This window comes from Streptomyces sp. P5F9 (assembly GCF_057961495.1).
Map to the genome: position 1 here is coordinate 1 of NZ_JBXVPZ010000031.1, position 16,462 is coordinate 16,462.

16 protein-coding genes and 1 pseudogene are annotated in these 16,462 nt (G+C 69.4%); 5 read left to right on the plus strand and 12 right to left on the minus strand.

The genetic code is table 11. The features are described from left to right. The 4 genes and pseudogenes from AC31A1_RS08450 to AC31A1_RS08465 form a co-directional block, all read left to right on the plus strand. Window positions 1-613, plus strand: a pseudogene (locus AC31A1_RS08450) (hypothetical protein); the annotation flags it as partial. Window positions 614-677: 64 nt separating this feature from the next. Next, window positions 678-1,085, plus strand: coding sequence for a VOC family protein (locus tag AC31A1_RS08455; protein ID WP_489652639.1), 408 nt, complete (start codon window positions 678-680; stop codon window positions 1,083-1,085). 25 nt (window positions 1,086-1,110) lie between these two features. Next, a complete protein-coding gene (locus tag AC31A1_RS08460) occupies window positions 1,111-2,232 on the plus strand; it encodes an LOG family protein (protein WP_489652640.1) in 1,122 nt (373 codons plus the stop codon). Window positions 2,233-2,392: 160 nt separating this feature from the next. Continuing rightward, the gene (locus AC31A1_RS08465) at window positions 2,393-3,073 is read left to right on the plus strand and encodes an LAETG motif-containing sortase-dependent surface protein (protein WP_489652641.1); all 681 of its coding nucleotides are present in this window, start codon (window positions 2,393-2,395) and stop codon (window positions 3,071-3,073) included. Window positions 3,074-3,144: 71 nt separating this feature from the next. Here AC31A1_RS08465 and AC31A1_RS08470 read toward each other — a convergent pair whose 3' ends face one another. From AC31A1_RS08470 to rpsB, 10 genes are all read right to left on the minus strand, one after another. Continuing rightward, on the minus strand, window positions 3,145-3,945 hold the full coding sequence (locus AC31A1_RS08470; protein ID WP_489652642.1) for a maleylpyruvate isomerase family mycothiol-dependent enzyme: 801 nt from the start codon (window positions 3,943-3,945) through the stop codon (window positions 3,145-3,147). 10 nt (window positions 3,946-3,955) lie between these two features. Further along, the gene (locus AC31A1_RS08475; RefSeq protein WP_489652666.1) at window positions 3,956-4,993 is read right to left on the minus strand and encodes an ABC transporter ATP-binding protein; all 1,038 of its coding nucleotides are present in this window, start codon (window positions 4,991-4,993) and stop codon (window positions 3,956-3,958) included. 48 nt (window positions 4,994-5,041) lie between these two features. Further along, window positions 5,042-6,643, minus strand: coding sequence for an ABC transporter permease (locus AC31A1_RS08480; RefSeq protein ID WP_489652643.1), 1,602 nt, complete (start codon window positions 6,641-6,643; stop codon window positions 5,042-5,044). Window positions 6,644-6,705: 62 nt separating this feature from the next. Next, the gene (locus AC31A1_RS08485) at window positions 6,706-7,782 is read right to left on the minus strand and encodes a thiamine ABC transporter substrate-binding protein (protein WP_489652644.1); all 1,077 of its coding nucleotides are present in this window, start codon (window positions 7,780-7,782) and stop codon (window positions 6,706-6,708) included. Between the two features lie 125 nt (window positions 7,783-7,907). Beyond that, window positions 7,908-9,014 carry a dual-specificity RNA methyltransferase RlmN gene (gene rlmN, locus AC31A1_RS08490; protein ID WP_489652645.1) on the minus strand — a complete coding sequence of 369 codons (1,107 nt, stop codon included), beginning with the start codon at window positions 9,012-9,014 and terminating at the stop codon, window positions 7,908-7,910. 92 nt (window positions 9,015-9,106) lie between these two features. Next, window positions 9,107-10,297 (minus strand): phosphatidate cytidylyltransferase, encoded by a 1,191-nt coding sequence (locus AC31A1_RS08495; protein ID WP_489652646.1) that lies wholly within the window; start codon window positions 10,295-10,297, stop codon window positions 9,107-9,109. Continuing rightward, window positions 10,297-10,854, minus strand: coding sequence for a ribosome recycling factor (frr, locus tag AC31A1_RS08500; protein ID WP_327401013.1), 558 nt, complete (start codon window positions 10,852-10,854; stop codon window positions 10,297-10,299). The genes AC31A1_RS08495 and frr overlap by 1 nt, the downstream gene beginning before the upstream one ends. Window positions 10,855-10,984: 130 nt before the next feature. After that, a complete protein-coding gene (pyrH, locus tag AC31A1_RS08505) occupies window positions 10,985-11,743 on the minus strand; it encodes a UMP kinase (protein ID WP_355919272.1) in 759 nt (252 codons plus the stop codon). 204 nt (window positions 11,744-11,947) lie between these two features. Beyond that, window positions 11,948-12,784 (minus strand): translation elongation factor Ts, encoded by an 837-nt coding sequence (gene tsf, locus AC31A1_RS08510; RefSeq protein ID WP_393759453.1) that lies wholly within the window; start codon window positions 12,782-12,784, stop codon window positions 11,948-11,950. 173 nt (window positions 12,785-12,957) lie between these two features. After that, on the minus strand, window positions 12,958-13,911 hold the full coding sequence (gene rpsB / locus AC31A1_RS08515; RefSeq protein ID WP_489652647.1) for a 30S ribosomal protein S2: 954 nt from the start codon (window positions 13,909-13,911) through the stop codon (window positions 12,958-12,960). Between the two features lie 285 nt (window positions 13,912-14,196). Between rpsB and AC31A1_RS08520 the strand changes: the two genes are divergently transcribed. Next, window positions 14,197-14,775 (plus strand): murein hydrolase activator EnvC family protein, encoded by a 579-nt coding sequence (locus AC31A1_RS08520; protein WP_489652667.1) that lies wholly within the window; start codon window positions 14,197-14,199, stop codon window positions 14,773-14,775. A 55-nt stretch (window positions 14,776-14,830) separates the two neighbouring features. On the opposite strand, the gene AC31A1_RS08525 is transcribed toward AC31A1_RS08520, so the two are convergent. Together AC31A1_RS08525 and whiG are read right to left on the minus strand one after the other, a co-directional pair. Beyond that, the gene (locus AC31A1_RS08525; RefSeq protein ID WP_489652648.1) at window positions 14,831-15,388 is read right to left on the minus strand and encodes a TetR/AcrR family transcriptional regulator; all 558 of its coding nucleotides are present in this window, start codon (window positions 15,386-15,388) and stop codon (window positions 14,831-14,833) included. A gap of 118 nt (window positions 15,389-15,506) precedes the next feature. Next, window positions 15,507-16,349, minus strand: a complete 843-nt coding sequence (whiG, locus tag AC31A1_RS08530; protein WP_019058710.1) for an RNA polymerase sigma factor WhiG — start codon at window positions 16,347-16,349, stop codon at window positions 15,507-15,509. Between the last annotated feature and the right edge of the window lie 113 nt (window positions 16,350-16,462).

The following is a 16,462-nucleotide window of genomic DNA, read 5'->3' on the forward strand; positions in this document are numbered from 1 at the left end:
CCCCCGCGAGGTCCCCAAGGGCCTCCCCTGGGGCGTGGCCGTCCTCGCCGCCGGTCTCGCCGTCGAGGCGTACGCGAACCGGACGGCGGACACCGACGGGCTGTCGATGCCCGGTGGTCACGCGGGCGGCCCCGCGGGGGTGCTGGCCGGCTGGGTCCTGACCGCGCTCGGTCTCGCCCTGGCGGGCCCCGGCCTCACCCACCTGTGCGGACGGCTTCTCCAGGCCGTGCGCCCGGGCGCCCTCCGGCTCCTCGCGGGCCGGGTCCTCATGGAGGAGGCGACCCGCATCGGCCGCCCGCTGGGCGTGGTCTGCGCGGTGGCGTCGGGCGCGTACGCGATGACGGCGCTGTACGACACGGACGCGTCCGTCGGCCCGCTGACCACCCTCGGCACGCTCCTGGTGGCCGGCTGCACGGTGGCGACCCTGCTCACCGCCGCCGTCGAGGCCCGGCAGGCCCGCGCCGACACCACGGCCGCGCTGGTACGGCTCGGCGCCCCGGCCACCGTGCTGCGCAGCGCGGCAGCCCTGCGCGCGGGCGCGCTGCTCGCCCTGTTCGTGCCGCTGACCGTCGTGATCGCCGAACTCGCGGCACTTCCGCTCGCCCACCGATGAGTTTCGCGCGGGGCGCCGGTCTACCCACCGATCAGCACGCACGCCCGATGGGAGAGGCCCCAGCATGTACCAGCAGATGATCTTCGTGAACCTGGCCGTGAACGACGCCGCCGCGTCGAAGAAGTTCTTCACCGAGCTCGGTTTCTCGACCAACCCGCAGTTCAGCACCGACGACACCACCTGTGTCGTGATCAGCGAGACGATCATCGCGATGCTCCTGGAGAAGAAGCGCTACAGCGACTTCACGAAGAAGGAGATCGCCGACTCGGCCAAGACCAGCGAGGTGCTGCTGTGCCTGAGCGCCGAGAGCCGCGAGAAGGTCGACGAGCTGATCAACAAGGCGGTGGCGGCGGGCGGCACCGCCAACGACGACATCAACGACCAGGGATTCATGTACGGCCGCTCCTTCGAGGACCTCGACAGCCACTCCTGGGAGATCGTGTGGATGGACCCGGCGGCCGTCCAGGGCTGACCCATCGGGTGCCTAGCATGGGCGCGTGCAGACGAGCCCGGCCCATGCGGCCCACCACGACGAACGCGAGATCGAGACGGTCGAGGACTTCGACGCGACCGTCTCGTCCCGCGGCACCCTCGCCGGACACCGCGTCCAGGGCGTCGATCTGACGGACCGTACGCGGGAGTTGCTCACCACGGACACCTCGGGCGCCGTCTTCCTCGGATGCCCGATGCGCGACGAGGCGGCCGCGAAGATCCGTGCCGAAGGCGCCCTGGTCTTCCCGCCCGTCCCGCACCTCCCCTTCGACCCCTACCGCGGTCATCTCTACACGCCCGCCGAGCTGTTCGACTCGCTCGACAAGGGGTACGAGCAGACCCCGGACGCGCTCGCGTACGCCTGGTTCCAGCGGACCAAGGCCGACGGCGACATATACGCGTCGATGCTGCGCGCCGTCCACGACGACTCCATCTCCGACGCCCTCGACGAACTCCTGCGCGGCGCACGGGTGGTGGGCGTGATGGGCGGCCACGCGATGGCGCGCGGCACGGAGGCCTACGGCGGTGCCGCGCGCCTGGGCCGTGAGCTGAGCCGCGCCGGCTTCACGGTGGCGACCGGCGGCGGACCCGGTGCGATGGAGGCGGCGAACCTGGGCGCGTACGCGGCGCCGTACGAGGACGCCATGCTGGAGGAGGCGTGCGAACTCCTCGCCGGATCACCGTCGTTCAGCCCCTCGATCACCGACTGGGCCCAGGGCGCCTTCGAGGTCCGCACCCGCTGGCCCAAGGGCAACCACTCGATCGGCATCCCGACGTGGTTCTACGGCCACGAGCCGCCGAACGCCTTCGCCTCGCACATCGCCAAGTACTTCGCCAACGCCACCCGCGAGGACGGCCTGTTGGCCCGCTCGAACGCGGGTGTGGTGTTTCTGCCGGGTGCGGCCGGGACCGTACAGGAGATCTTCGACAACGCGACGCCGAACTACTACGAGTCGCGCGGCGAGCCCACGCCGATGGTCCTGGTGGACCGGGAGCACTGGACGGAGCGGCTGCCGACCTGGCCGCTGCTGCGTGCACTTGCCCGGGAACGGCCAATGGAGGCCCGTATCGCCCTCGTTGACCGGATCGAGGAGGCTCCGGAGGCACTGAAACGTCTCGCTGATTAAAGTACAGGTAAAGGCAACTGCTGTACATCGCATATGCATTGACACTGCTTACGCAGCACTTATAGACCAGTGAGACTCCTGGGGGCAGTGGTGCCTCACCTCGTTGCCGCTCCATCTCCCCCTAAACCCCCCGCAGTTGCACATCCCGTGAAGGGCAAACGTGTCCATATCTCGACGTTCCGTACGCATCCTCGGTGTCGCGTCCGCCTCGGCCGCACTCGCACTCGGATTCGCGGGCAACGCGCTCGCCTGCAACATCAGCGAGTTCTCCGCCGAAGCCACGTGTGACGGCGCCAACGGTGTCATCACCGTCACCGACCAGGACGCCTCGGCCACCGAGGCGACCATCACGGTGTTCCTGGAGAACAACGGTTCCGACGCCAAGCAGATCGGCGAGGCGCAGACCGTCAAGGGCTCGGCCAAGGGCGAAACCGTGTCCTTCGCCGAGGACTGGCTGCCGAACGCCACGTACCGCATCCACGTCAAGGCGGGCAACCAGGTCGACAAGGACATCACGCCGAACCTGACCACCCCGTCCAAGGCCTGCGCCACGGAGTCGCCCAGCCCGACCCCGACGGAGGCTTCCCCGACGCCGTCGGAGACCGCCTCGACCCCGGCCGAGTCCGACACCCCGACCCCGTCGGCCTCGGAGAGCGGCAGCACCGCTCCCGCGACGACGGACAACGTGCCGTCCCCGGCGGCCGGTTCCTCGAACCTCGCCGAGACCGGTGCCAACTCCAACACCGGCATGATCGCCGGTATCGCGGGCGCCCTCGTCGTCGTGGGCGGCGGAGCCGTGTACTTCGGCATGCGCCGTCGCGGTGCGAGCAACGGCAGCTGATCCAACGGCCGACGAACAACCCGCTGTTGTGGCCCGTCCGGTTCGTGGGGACGGGCCACACACATGTCACGTCACCCGAAGGACGCCTTCTCCAGCCAGAACTCCAGCAGCGCCCGGTCGCCGAAGATCTCCAACTCCTCGCTGTCCAGCGGCAGTCGGCGGTAGAAGGCGAGCAGGACGTCGGTGAGCGTGCCGCGCAGGGCGACGGTCGCCTTCTCGTGGCCCCGGCGCCAGGCGAGGCCGCTCTCGGTGAGCTCGATCAGCCACTCGGCGTCCAACTCGGCAGGCGCGTCGGTGGCGTGCAGGTGGATGCTGCGGCGCCCCGGACCGCGCAGTTCCATCGCGTCCTTGTCGCCCTCCACCCGCTGTGCGAAGACGAGGATCTCCAGCCACTCGTCGATCGCGTCGGCGGCCACCTCGGGCGCGACGCCGTAGGACACCCCGGCGGCGAGCGAGGCGTCCGCGCGGTGAACGGTGATCTCGTGGGTCATACGGCGGGCCCAGAAGCCCGAGTTGAGGGTTCCGGCCCACGCCCACACCTTGGTGTCGGGCCCGGCCTCCCGGAGTGTGTCGACGACCATCCGGCCGGTCTCGGCGAGCCAGGCGCCCAGCGCACCCGCGTCCCCCTCGGCCTCGGGACCACCGTGGAGCGGGATCTCCTCGTCCGGGATGTTCTCCTGCGCCCGTGTGCGCACCAGCAGCTCCACCCAGCGCAGGGCGCCACCCGTGTGCCGTACGAGCTGTTCCAGCGTCCAGTCCGGGCAGGTCGGTACGGTGGCCGTCAGATCCGCTCCGGAGGCCATCACGGCCCTCAACTGCCCCACCTGATGGGCGATCTCGTCGCAGTAGCGGTCGTGCGCGAGTGACGTCATGCCCCGCACCCTAGTGAGGGAGCGGTCGGCCGAGCACGACAATTTCGGCCGCGTCCAACGCCACCCCGACCGTGCCCCCGACCTCAGGCGCCTCCCTCAGCGCACACGCCGCCTCCAGCCGTGGCGCGTCCTCCGGCTGGAGCTGTACGGCGACATGCGTGCCCTTGAAGGTGCGGGCGGCGACCGTGCAGCGCAGGCCCTCGTCGGCGGGCAACAGGCGTACGCCCGCGGGGCGTACGAGGAGTGTGCGGGTGCCCTGGGGGGCGTCCTCGGGGACCGGGACCTTCCCCCAGGGGGTGTCGGCGGCTTCCCCTACGACCGTGGCCTCGACGACGTTGTCGAAGCCCAGGAAGCGGGCCACGAACTCGTCGGCGGGGTGCTGCCAGACCTCAAGTGGCGTACCGGACTGGGCGATCCGCCCGTCCCGCATCACCACCACCCGGTCGGCCAGCGCGAACGCCTCGCCCTGGTCGTGCGTGACCGCGAGTACGGTCGTGCCCAACGTGCCGAAGAGTTCCCGGAGTTCGACGACCAGCCGCTCCCGCAGTGACCGGTCGAGCTGGCCGAGCGGTTCGTCGAGCATCAGGAGACGGGGGCGGGGCGCCAACGCCCGGGCGAGCGCCACCCGTTGCTGCTCTCCGCCGGACAGCCCTGCCACGGCACGGCGGGCGGCACCCGGCAGTCCGACGAGGTCGAGCAACTCGCCCACCCGGTCGTCCTGTTGCCTCTTCGACGCCCCGTGCATGCGCAGCCCGAAGGCGACGTTGCCGGCCACGTCCCGCTGCGGGAACAGCTGGTGGTCCTGGAACATCAGACCCACCCCGCGCTTGTGCGCGGGCACGCCCGACTGGTCCCGGCCGTCCAGCAACACCCGCCCGGAGTCCAGAGGTTGGAGCCCGGCGACCGCCCGCAGCAACGTGGACTTACCGCTGCCGCTGGGCCCGAGCACACACACGATCTCGTGCTCGACGACCCCGAGGTCGACGGCGTCCAGCACCGGGCGCCCGCCGAACCGTACGGTCGCGCCCTCAAGGCTCAGGAGCGACATGTTCTGCGGCACGCTCGGCGGCGTGTTCGGCGGCATGTTCGGTGGCATCTAGAACTCCCCCGTCCGGTCGGTGCGCAGCCGCTCAAGGACCAGCAGGGCCACCGCGCACACCACCATCAGAATCGTCGAAAGGGCCATCGCCTGGCCGTAGTTGAGATCGCCGGGCCGGGACAGCAGCCGGGCCACCGCGACCGGCAGCGTCGGGTTGTCGGGCCGCGCGATGAACACGGTCGCCCCGAACTCGCCCAGCGACACCGCGAACGCGAACCCGGCGGCGATCAGCAACGCCCGCCGTACGAGCGGCAGATCGACCTCCCGCCACACCCGCCACGGCGACGCCCCGAGCACGGCCGCCGCCTCCCGCAGCCGCCCGTCCACCGCCCGCAGCACGGGCAGCATCGTCCGTACGACGAAGGGAACGCCGACCAGCGCCTGCGCGAGCGGCACCAGGATCCATGAACTCCGCAGATCCACCGGGGGCTTGTCGAGCGAGATCAGGAACCCGAAGCCGACCGTCACCGCCGACACCCCGAGCGGCAGCATCAGCAGCGCGTCGAAGCCCCGAACCAGCCGCCCGGCATCGCGCCGGGTGAGGGCAGCGGCGGCGAGACCACCGATCACCACGGCTATGGCGGTGGCGGCGACGGCGTACTCCAGCGAGTTGCCGATCGCGGCGATCGGCGCGACGAGGAAGGTGCCGCCGTCGTCGTGGGTCAGCGCGCGGTAGTAGCCGAAGTCCGGTGTGTCGAGGGACCGTTGGACCAGCACCGCGAGCGGCAGCAGAAGCAGCACGGCGATGGACGCGACGACTCCGGCGAGCAGGGTCCACTGACCGGCCCCGCGCGGGCGCCGTGCGGTCACCGACGGGTCCACGAGCCGTAGGGCGCCCTCCCGTCGCCGTACCGTCCAGGCATGGACGGCGAGGATCGCGCCCACCGCCACGAACTGGACGATCGTGAGGACGGCCGCCGTGGACAGGTCGAAGACCTCCGAAGTCTGCCGGTAGATCTCGACTTCGAGGGTCGAGAAGGTCGGGCCGCCGAGGATCTGGACCACGCCGAAGGAGGTGAAGGTGAAGAGGAAGACCATCAGCGCGGCGGCGGCCACGGCGGGCCCGAGCGCGGGCAGCGTCACCGTCCGCCAGGCCCGGAGCTGGGAGGCGCCGAGCATCCGCGCGGCCTCCTCCTGACGCGGGTCGAGCTGGGCCCAGAGGCCGCCCACCGTCCGTACGACGACCGCGTAGTTGAAGAAGACGTGCGCGAGCAGGATGGCCCACACGGTGGTGTCCAGCCGTACGCCCCACAGGTCGTCGAGGAGCCCGCCCCGGCCGACCAGCGCGAGGAACGCCGTACCGACGACGACCGTCGGCAGCACAAAGGGGACCGTCACGACGGCCCGCAGGACGTGCCGGCCCGGGAAGTCGAAGCGCGCGAAGACATACGCGCCGGGGAGCGCGATCAGCAGCGTGAGCGCGGTGGAGGCGAGCGCCTGCCAGGTGGTGAACCACAGGACGTGCCGGATGTCGGACTGCGCGAGCACGTCCCAAATACGGCCCAACTGCCAGGCGCCGTCCACCTTGAGGCCGCGCGCGACGATCGCGGCGACGGGGTAGGCGAAGAACACCGCGAAGAACGCGACGGGCAGGGCCATGAGACCGAGCCGCGTCGCGTTCCCCTTATGGGTCCGCCGCGGGGCTGCTTCGCCTACTTCGGCTACTTCAGTACGAGCGAGGTCCACGACTTGACCCACTGGTCCCGGTCGGCGGCGATCTTCGCGGGCGCCATGGTCTCGGGGTCCGGGGCCTGGCGGCCGTACTTCACGAACTCCTGGGGCACCTGGGCGCCTTGGATCACCGGGTAGACGAACATGTTGAGCGGCATGTCCTGCTGGAACTCCTTGGTGAGCAGGAAGTCGAGGAACGCCTTGCCGCCCTTGGTGTTCCGAGCGTTACTGAGCAGGCCCGCGTACTCGGTCTGCCGGAAGCAGGTGCCGTACGACACCCCGGTGGGCGCGGTGCTCGGCTTCGGGTCGGCGTAGATGACCTCGGCGGGCGGCGAGGAGGCGTACGAGACGACGAGGGGCCGGTCGCCGCCCGCCTTCTTGCCGCCGGCGGACCCGGAGAACTCCTGGTCGTAGGCCTGCTCCCAGCCGTCGACGACCTTGACGCCGTTGGCCTTGAGCTTCTTCCAGTAGCTCTGCCAGCCGTCGTCGCCGTACTGCGCGGCGCTGCCGAGCAGGAAGCCGAGGCCGGGCGAGGAGGTGGCCGCGTTCTCGGTGACGAGGAGGTTCTTGTACTCGGGCTTGATCAGATCCGCGAAGGAGGTCGGCGGGGTCAGCTTGTGCTTGCTGAAGTACGCCTTGTCGTAGTTGACGCAGATGTCGCCGGTGTCGATGGGCGTGACCCGGTGCTTCGTCTGATCGACGCGGTACTCGGGCTCGACGAGGCCGGAGCCCTTCGCGTCGTAGGACTGGAAGAGGCCGTTGTCGAGCGCGCGGGAGAGCAGGGTGTTGTCGACGCCGAAGAAGACGTCGCCCTGGGGGTTGTCCTTGGTCAGGATCGCCTTGTTGACGGCCTGGCCGGCGTCGCCGTCCTTGAGGACCTTGACCGTGTAGCCGGACTGCTTCTCGAAGTCCTTGAGGACGCTCTTCGAGACGGCCCACGAGTCGTGGCTGACGAGGGTGACGGTCTTGGAGTCCGAGCCGCCGCCCTGGTCCGATCCCGACCCGCACGCGGAGAGTGCGAGCAGGCCGAGGCCGACGAGGACAGCACAGTACTTCTTGGTGTTCACGGTGATGACCGAACTTCCTACCCAGAATGACCTGGGCGAGGTTCAGAGGGTCTGCGGCCCGATTGCCGCACTCTCAGCGCTGCGCGCTCCCCTGTCGGATATGAAAATGTACGTACGGGCAGAGATTACCTCTCGGTGGCCGCGAGCTGGCCGCACGCTCCGTCGATCTCCTGGCCCCGGGTGTCCCGGACGGTGACCGGCACCCCGTGGGCCGCGATGGCCTCGACGAACGCCTTCTCGTCCTCGGGGCGGGAGGCGGTCCACTTCGAGCCCGGCGTCGGGTTCAGCGGGATCAGGTTCACGTGCACGAGCTTGCCCTTGAGGAGGCGGCCGAGCCGGTCTCCGCGCCATGCCTGGTCGTTGATGTCACGGATCAGCGCGTACTCGATGGACAGCCGGCGCCCCGACTTCGCCGCGTACTCCCAGCCGGCGTCGAGGACCTCGCGCACCTTCCACCGCGTGTTCACGGGGACCAGGGTGTCGCGCAGGTCGTCGTCGGGCGCGTGCAGCGAGATCGCGAGCCGGCACTTGAAGCCCTCGTCCGCGAAGCGGTGGATCGCCGGGACCAGTCCGACCGTCGAGACGGTGATCCCGCGCTGCGAGAGACCGAGGCCGTCCGGCTCGGGGTCCGTGAGGGCGCGGATCGACTGGACGACCCGCTTGTAGTTGGCGAGGGGCTCGCCCATGCCCATGAAGACGATGTTGGAGAGCCGCGCGGGCCCGCCGGGAATCTCGCCGTCCCTCAACGCCCGCATGCCGTCGACGATCTGGTGCACGATCTCGCCGGTCGACAGATTGCGGTCGAGGCCCGCCTGTCCGGTCGCGCAGAACGGGCAGTTCATGCCGCACCCCGCCTGCGAGCTGATGCACATGGTGACCCGGTCCGGGTACCGCATCAGCACCGACTCGACGAGCGTCCCGTCGAACAGCCGCCACAGGGTCTTGCGGGTGGTGTCCTGGTCGGTCGACAGATGCCGTACGACGGTCATCAGCTCAGGAAGCAGCGCCTCCTGCAGCTTGGCGCGCGAACCGGCGGGGATGTCGGTCCACTCCGCCGGGTCGTGCGCGAACCGCGCGAAGTAGTGCTGCGAGAGCTGCTTGGCGCGAAACGGCTTCTCCCCGATCGCGGCGACGGCTTCCTTGCGCTCGGCGGGCGTGAGATCGGCAAGGTGCCGCGGCGGCTTCTGGGCTCCGCGGGGGGCGACGAATGTGAGTTCTCCGGGCTTAGGCATGGCTGTACCAGTGTCGCAGACATACGAAGAGGGACTCACCGCCCTGTGGACAACGAGCCCCTCACGTACAGAACAGCAGGTCAAGCCGTGTTTCAGCCGGAGCCGACGAACAGCACCAGCAACAGCCACACCACCGGAGCGGTCGGCAGCAGGGAGTCCAGCCGGTCCATGATGCCGCCATGGCCCGGCAGCAGCGTGCCCATGTCCTTGATGCCCAGGTCGCGCTTGATCATGGACTCGCCGAGGTCGCCCAGCGTGGCACTGGCCGCGACCGCGAGGCCCAGGATCAGGCCCTGCCACCAGCTGCCGTCGTCGATCAGGAACTGCATGCACAGCGCGCCCGCCACCATCGCGAAGGAGACCGCCCCGAACAGGCCCTCGCGGGTCTTTCCGGGACTGATGCGCGGAGCGAGCTTGTGCGTGCCGAAGCGCCAGCCGATGGCGTACGCCCCGGTGTCGCTGACCACGGTCAGCAGCAGGAACGTCAGGACCCGCCAGGCGCCGTCGTCGGCGGTGAGCATCATGGCGACGAACGTGGCCAGGAACGGCACGTAGAACGCCGCGAAGACGCCCGCCGTGACGTCCTTGAGGTAGCCCTCCGGCGGCTCCGTCATCCGCCAGACGAGGACGGCGAGCGCCGTGAGCGCCATGGCGATCCAGGCGCCCTCGGCGCCCCGCACGTACCCGGCGACGACCATCGCCGCACCGCCGACCGCGAGGGGCACGAGGGGCGCCTTGATGCCCTTGCGCTCCTGCAGCCGCGAGGTGAGCTCCCACAGGCCGACCACGACGGCGACCGCTATCACTCCGACGAACGCGGCCTTCACCACGAAGAGGGACGCGACGATCACCACGGCGAGCCCGACGCCGACCCCTATGGCCGCACCCAGGTCCCGGCCCGCGCTCTTCTTCTGCGGGGCGGGCGCCGGTGGCGGGACGTCGGGCATGGGCTCCGGATTCTGCGGCACCGCCCCGTAGGGCTGCGCCGGCGGCATGTCGGTCGGCTGCGTCCGCGGCTCGTACGGCTGCGGCTGCCGTACGTCGTACGGCGGTTGCTGCGTCTCGTCGCGGAACAAGGGACCGCTCAGCCGAGCGGCCCCCCGGTCGTCGTCCTGGTGTCCGCCGTATGCGGGCTCGTCGGGCACGATGGGCATGGGGCGAGTCTGCTGCGCCTCAGGCGCATCGTACGTGGGACCCGCCGGGGCAGCCCCCTGGACAGGCCCCTGGTCGGACGGCCCCCAGTACCCGGCTTGTGGCGGCGCCCCCCAGGAAGAGTCGTTCATCAGACCTCTAGCAGCTCCGCTTCCTTGTGCTTGAGGAGTTCGTCCACCTGGGCGACGTACTTCGCCGTGGTGTCGTCGAGCTCCTTCTCCGCACGACGGACCTCGTCCTCGCCGGACTCCTTGTCCTTGACGAGCTTGTCCAGGGCGTCCTTCGCCTTGCGGCGGACGGCGCGGATGGACACCTTCGAGTCCTCGGCCTTGGCCCGGGCGACCTTGATGTAGTCCTTGCGGCGCTCCTCGGTCAGCTCGGGGAACGTCACCCGGATGATGTTGCCGTCGTTGCTGGGATTGACGCCCAGGTCCGAGTCGCGGATCGCCTGCTCGATGTTCCGCATCGCGGTCTTGTCGAACGGGGTCACCACGGCCATCCGCGGCTCCGGTACGGAGAACGAGGCCAGCTGGTTGATCGGCGTCAGCGCGCCGTAGTAGTCGGCCACGATCTTGTTGAACATCGCCGGGTGCGCACGGCCGGTGCGGATCGCGGCGAAGTCCTCCTTGGCGACCACGACGGCCTTCTCCATCTTCTCCTCGGCTTCAAGGAGGGTCTCTTCGATCACCACTTGCTCCTGCGTGTCTTGAGTAGGCCCGGCTGCTGTGCTGTGTCGGCGTCGGCGGCCGGCTGCGTCGCGTCTTCTTCCTGCACGGTTCCCGACCGGCAGGACATTGTCCATCCCCCGGTCAGGGTCATCAGCCCTGGCTGCCTTGGTCACCCACAAGCGTGCCGATCTTCTCACCCTTGACGGCGCGGGCGATATTGCCCTCCGCCAGCAGCTCGAAGACCAGGATCGGAAGCTTGTTGTCGCGGCACAGCGTGATGGCGGTCATGTCGGCGACCTTGAGGTCCTGGGTGATGACCTCGCCGTAGCTGAGCGCATCGAACTTGACGGCCTCGGAGTTCGTCTTCGGGTCGGAGTCGTAGACCCCGTCCACGCCGTTCTTGCCCATCAGCAGCGCCTCGGCGTTGATCTCCAGGGCGCGCTGTGCGGCGGTGGTGTCGGTCGAGAAGTACGGCATGCCCATACCGGCGCCGAAGATGACCACGCGGCCCTTCTCCAGGTGGCGCACGGCGCGCAGCGGGATGTACGGCTCGGCGACCTGGCCCATGGTGATGGCGGTCTGGACGCGGCTGTCGATGCCCTCCTTCTCCAGGAAGTCCTGGAGGGCGAGGCAGTTCATCACCGTGCCGAGCATGCCCATGTAGTCGGAACGGGCCCGGTCCATGCCGCGCTGCTGGAGTTCGGCGCCGCGGAAGAAGTTGCCGCCGCCGATGACGACGGCGACCTCCGCGCCGTCCCGCACGACGGCCGCGATCTCACGGGCGATCTTGTGCACCACGTCGGGATCCACGCCCAGGCCGCCGCCTCCGGAGAAGGCCTCTCCGGACAGCTTCAGCATGAACCGGCCGCGTACCTTGCCGTCGTCGCTCTTCTGGGGCTTGGTGGTCATGGAGTTCTCGCCTCTTCAACGTGGTCGCACATACGAAGAAGGCCACTGCCGGTGGGGTGTCTGTCGCATCCCATGCTCGGCAATGGCCTCCTCGTCAGATCTGCTGTCGTCCGCCACACGCGCGTGCGCGACGGCGTACCGGGCCGACTTGTGACGACCCTAGCGGGATACCGCCGGGCGCCGCGCGTCGATCGCGGTACGGACTCAGATGCCGACCTTGATGCGCGTGAAGCGCTTCAGGGTGACACCCGCCTCGTCCAGAACCTTCTGGACGGACTTCTTGGGGTCGAGCGCGTACGGCTGACCGAGCAGCGTCGCGTCCTTGAAGAAGCCGCCCACGCGACCCTCGACGATCTTGGCGATCGCGGCCTCGGGCTTGCCCTCGGCGCGGGTGGTCTCCTCGGCGATACGGCGCTCGGACTCGACGACCTCGGCCGGCACGTCGTCCTTGGCCAGGTACTTCGGCGCGAAGGCGGCGATGTGCTGGGCGACACCGCGGGCGACCTCGGCGTTCGGCTTGTCCAGCTCGACGAGGACACCGATCTGCGGGGGCAGGTCGGGCATCGTGCGGTGCATGTACGCGGAGACATAGCCGTCGGCGTACTGGGCGAAGCGGTCCAGGACGATCTTCTCGCCCAGGTTCGCGTTGGCCTCGTCCACGAACGCCTGAACCGTCTTGCCGGGCTCGATCTCGGAGGCCAGGAGCGCCTCGATGTCGGCCGGGGCACTCGCGGCGACGTGCTGGGCGATCTGGTTGGCGACGGCCTGGAACTTCTCGCCCTTGGCGACGAAGTCCGTCTCGCACTTCAGCTCGACCAGGACACCGGAGGTGTTGTCGTCGGCGATGACGGAGACCACGGCGCCGTTCTCGGCGGAGCGGCCCTCGCGCTTGGCGACGCCCTTCTGGCCCTTGATACGGAGCGCCTCGACGGCCTTCTCGACGTTGCCGTCGGCCTCGTCCAGCGCCTTCTTGCAGTCCATCATGCCGGCGCCGGTGAGCTCGCGGAGCTTCTTGACGTCGGCGGCGGTGTAGTTCGCCATGATCTGTGAATCTCTTCTCGGAGTTCGAAGTCTCGAAGTCGGCGGCGGCCGCGGATAGCGCGGGCTTCCGCCAAGGATCTACGGGCTACGAAGATCTAGGGGCTGTGGATGAACGGCGGGTGGCGCGGTCCGCACCACCCGCCGTCCTCCTGTCAGCCCTTTGGCCCGGAAGGTCAGGCCTGCTCGGCCTCGGCGGCCGGAGCGGCCTCGACCTCGGCGGCGGGGGCCTCGACGACCTCGGCAGCGGCCTCGGCGGCAACCGGAGCCTCGTCGGCCTGCTCGGCGTCGGCGACCTTCTCCGTCTCGGCGGAGGTCTGCACCTCGGCCTCGGCGGCGGGGGCCTCGTCGGCCTTCTTCTCACCTTCGAGCAGGTCGCGCTCCCACGCGGCGAGCGGCTCGCCGGCGGCCTTGTCACCCTTGGCCTCGGCGGCGACACCGGAGCGGCTGATGAGGCCCTCGGCGACGGCGTCGGCGATCACGCGGGTGAGCAGGGTGACGGAGCGGATCGCGTCGTCGTTGCCCGGGATCTTGTAGTCGACCTCGTCGGGGTCGCAGTTCGTGTCGAGGATGGCGACGACCGGGATGTTGAGCTTCCGGGCCTCACCGACCGCGATGTGCTCCTTCTTGGTGTCCACGATCCAGACGGCGCTGGGAACCTTGGACATCTCGCGGATACCACCGAGGGTCTTCTCCAGCTTGGCCTTCTCGCGCGAGAGCACGAGAAGCTCCTTCTTGGTGAGACCGGACGCGGCGACGTCCTCGAAGTCGATCTGCTCCAGCTCCTTGAGGCGCTGCAGACGCTTGTAGACGGTGGAGAAGTTGGTGAGCATGCCGCCCAGCCAGCGCTGGTTGACGTAGGGCATGCCGACGCGGGTGGCCTGCTCGGCGATGGCCTCCTGCGCCTGCTTCTTCGTACCGACGAACATGACCGTGCCGCCGTGGGCGACGGTCTCCTTGACGAACTCGTAGGCGCGGTCGATGTACGACAGCGACTGGAGCAGGTCGATGATGTAGATGCCGTTGCGCTCCGTGAAGATGAAGCGCTTCATCTTCGGGTTCCAACGACGGGTCTGGTGACCGAAGTGGACGCCGCTTTCCAGCAGCTCCCGCATCGTGACGACGGCCATGGCCGTTCTCCTTGATTTACTCGGTTGTGCCGCGAGCACCGGACGGCACTCGCGCCTGACGCCCACGTGCGCGTGCCCAGAGGACCGAGGAGCGCTGACACCGGTTTCGTCTTGCGACGGAGGACCAGATGCCGGGGCGTGCGAAGTCGACCCGGTGACCCGGATCGCCAAAGGAAGTGTACGGGACCCGCGAGGCACCGGGTGACGCCGTTGTCCACAACCCCGCAGCGGTCCACAGGTCCCGGCCGTGATCGGCACGGGTACGGCACGGTTTGTGCCATGCGGATGCGACGAGATGACCGACCTGTGCGTATTGGCCTCGCCTTACTACTGGCCCTCCTCCTGACCCTGCTGACCTGCACGGCCCGGGCGAACGACAGCCCGCCACCCGTACCCGGAGTCCCGGGCCCCTCGGTACCGGCCATCGCCCGCGCCTGGCCCGTCGGTTCCCACCCGTTGGTCCTACGAGGCTGGGAGCCCCCGGCGACGGTCTACACCCGGGGCCACCGAGGCGTGGACCTGGCAACCCCGGCGGGCGCTCAGGTACGAGCGGTGGCGGCGGGCCGGGTGTCCTTCGCGGGTCGGGTGGCGGGAAGAGGGGTGGTCGCGATCGAACTGACCGGCACGGACTTACGCACGACGTACGAGCCGGTGAGCGCGACCGTGAAGAAAGGCGATGAGGTGGAGGCGGGCGAGGTGGTGGGGACGGTGGAGATCACCGGCTCCCACTGCGCAACGACGTGCATGCACTGGGGCTTGTTGAGAGGGGAAACGTACTTGGACCCGCTGGCGCTACTGCCCCCATGGCTACTGAGCAGGGGCCCATCCCGCTTGCTACCGGTCCTGACGACGCCCTTCTTCTAGGGGCGCGGGGAACTGCGCGACCAGCCCCCACCGGCCTGCAGACGACAAACGACACTCATCCCCGCACACCCCTCAAAGCCATACTCACCGCAGCCTCAGTAATCGCCGAAGGATCTTCCGCCGCCCCAAGCTCAATCCTGCGGACCGCCGCATCGACAACCCCCTGAACCAACATCGCCGCCAGCCGAGGCTCCGCATGCCCCATATCCCCGAGCGCCGAGACGATCATCGCCACCAACCCCCCATGCGCGGCACGGATCTTCTCCCGAGCCCCCGCATCCAACTCACTCGCGGAGATGGCAACAACAGCCCGATGCCGCCGATCCCCGACCAACGCAAGCTGCTGCCGCACATACGCCTCGACCTTGCCCTCGGCGGAGCCGGCCCCCTCCATCGCCGCCGACACATCCGCCGCCCACACGGGAAAGTCGACCTCGCACAGCTCCTCGACGACAGCGGCCCGAGAGCGGAAGTACTCGTACACGGACGACCGCGCGAGCCCCGTCCGCTCGGCCAGGGCCGGGAACGTCAGCGCCTCCGTCCCACCCTCGGACAGCAGGGAACGAGCCGCGTCCAGCAGGGCGGCTCGCTGCATCGACCGGTGCTCGGCCACGGAGGCCGCTCGAATCCTTGGCACGTCAACCACTCTACGGACGGCGCACCCCCGGCGGGAGTGACCCCGGCCATGCAGGCACGATTCTGCGAGGTCAAGAAGGCCGTACGGCTTTCACTCAACGGCCGAAACTCGCCAGCTTGGCGCGCAGCTGCAGCACGGACTTGGTGTGGATCTGGCTGACCCGGCTCTCGGTCACCCCGAGCACGTTGCCGATCTCGGCCAGGGTGAGGCCCTCGTAGTAGTAGAGCGTGACGACGGTCTTCTCTCGCTCGGGCAGCGTGTTGATCGCCCGCGCCAGGAACCGTCGCAGCTCCCGCCCCTCGGCCACCTCCACCGGGTTGTCGGCGGCGGTGTCCTCCAGGGTGTCCATCAGGCTGAGCCGGTCGCCGCCCTCGCCGCCGGCGTGCAGCAGCTCCTCCAGGGCGACCACGTTCGCGAGCGACAACTGACTGAAGACGGCGTGGAGTTCCTCCACCGCGATGCCCATCTCGGCGGCCACCTCGCCCTCGCTGGGCGTGCGCCTCAGCCGCGCCTCCAGCGTGGCGTACGCCCGCTCCACGTTCCGCGCCTTCTGCCGTACCGAGCGCGGGATCCAGTCCAGCGCGCGCAGTTCGTCGATCATCGCGCCCCGGATGCGGGTGATCGCGTACGTCTCGAACTTGATCTCCCGCTCGATGTCGAACTTCTCGATCGCGTCGATCAGTCCGAACACCCCCGACGACACGAAGTCCGCCTGTTCCACATTGGGCGGCAGCCCGACGCTCACCCGTCCCGCGACGTACTTCACGAGCGGCGAGTAGTGCAGGATCAGCTGCTCGCGCAGCCGCTCGTCGCCCGTCGTCTTGTACGACCGCCACAGCTCGTCGAGCGTCGAGGGAGCGGGCGGCCGGACGCTGCCACCGTCGCGGGCGGCTGGGGGGATCGCCGCCCGGTCGGACCCGGAGGTGTGCTGGGGCATTCGTCGCCTTGTGCCGTTCTGCCGTGAAGTGGGGGTGCCTGGGTGAGCTGTCGGAGTGATGGGGAGATGCCGGTCTGTGCCGGAATCCCCGTGAGCGTAGCGTGACTGGAGTG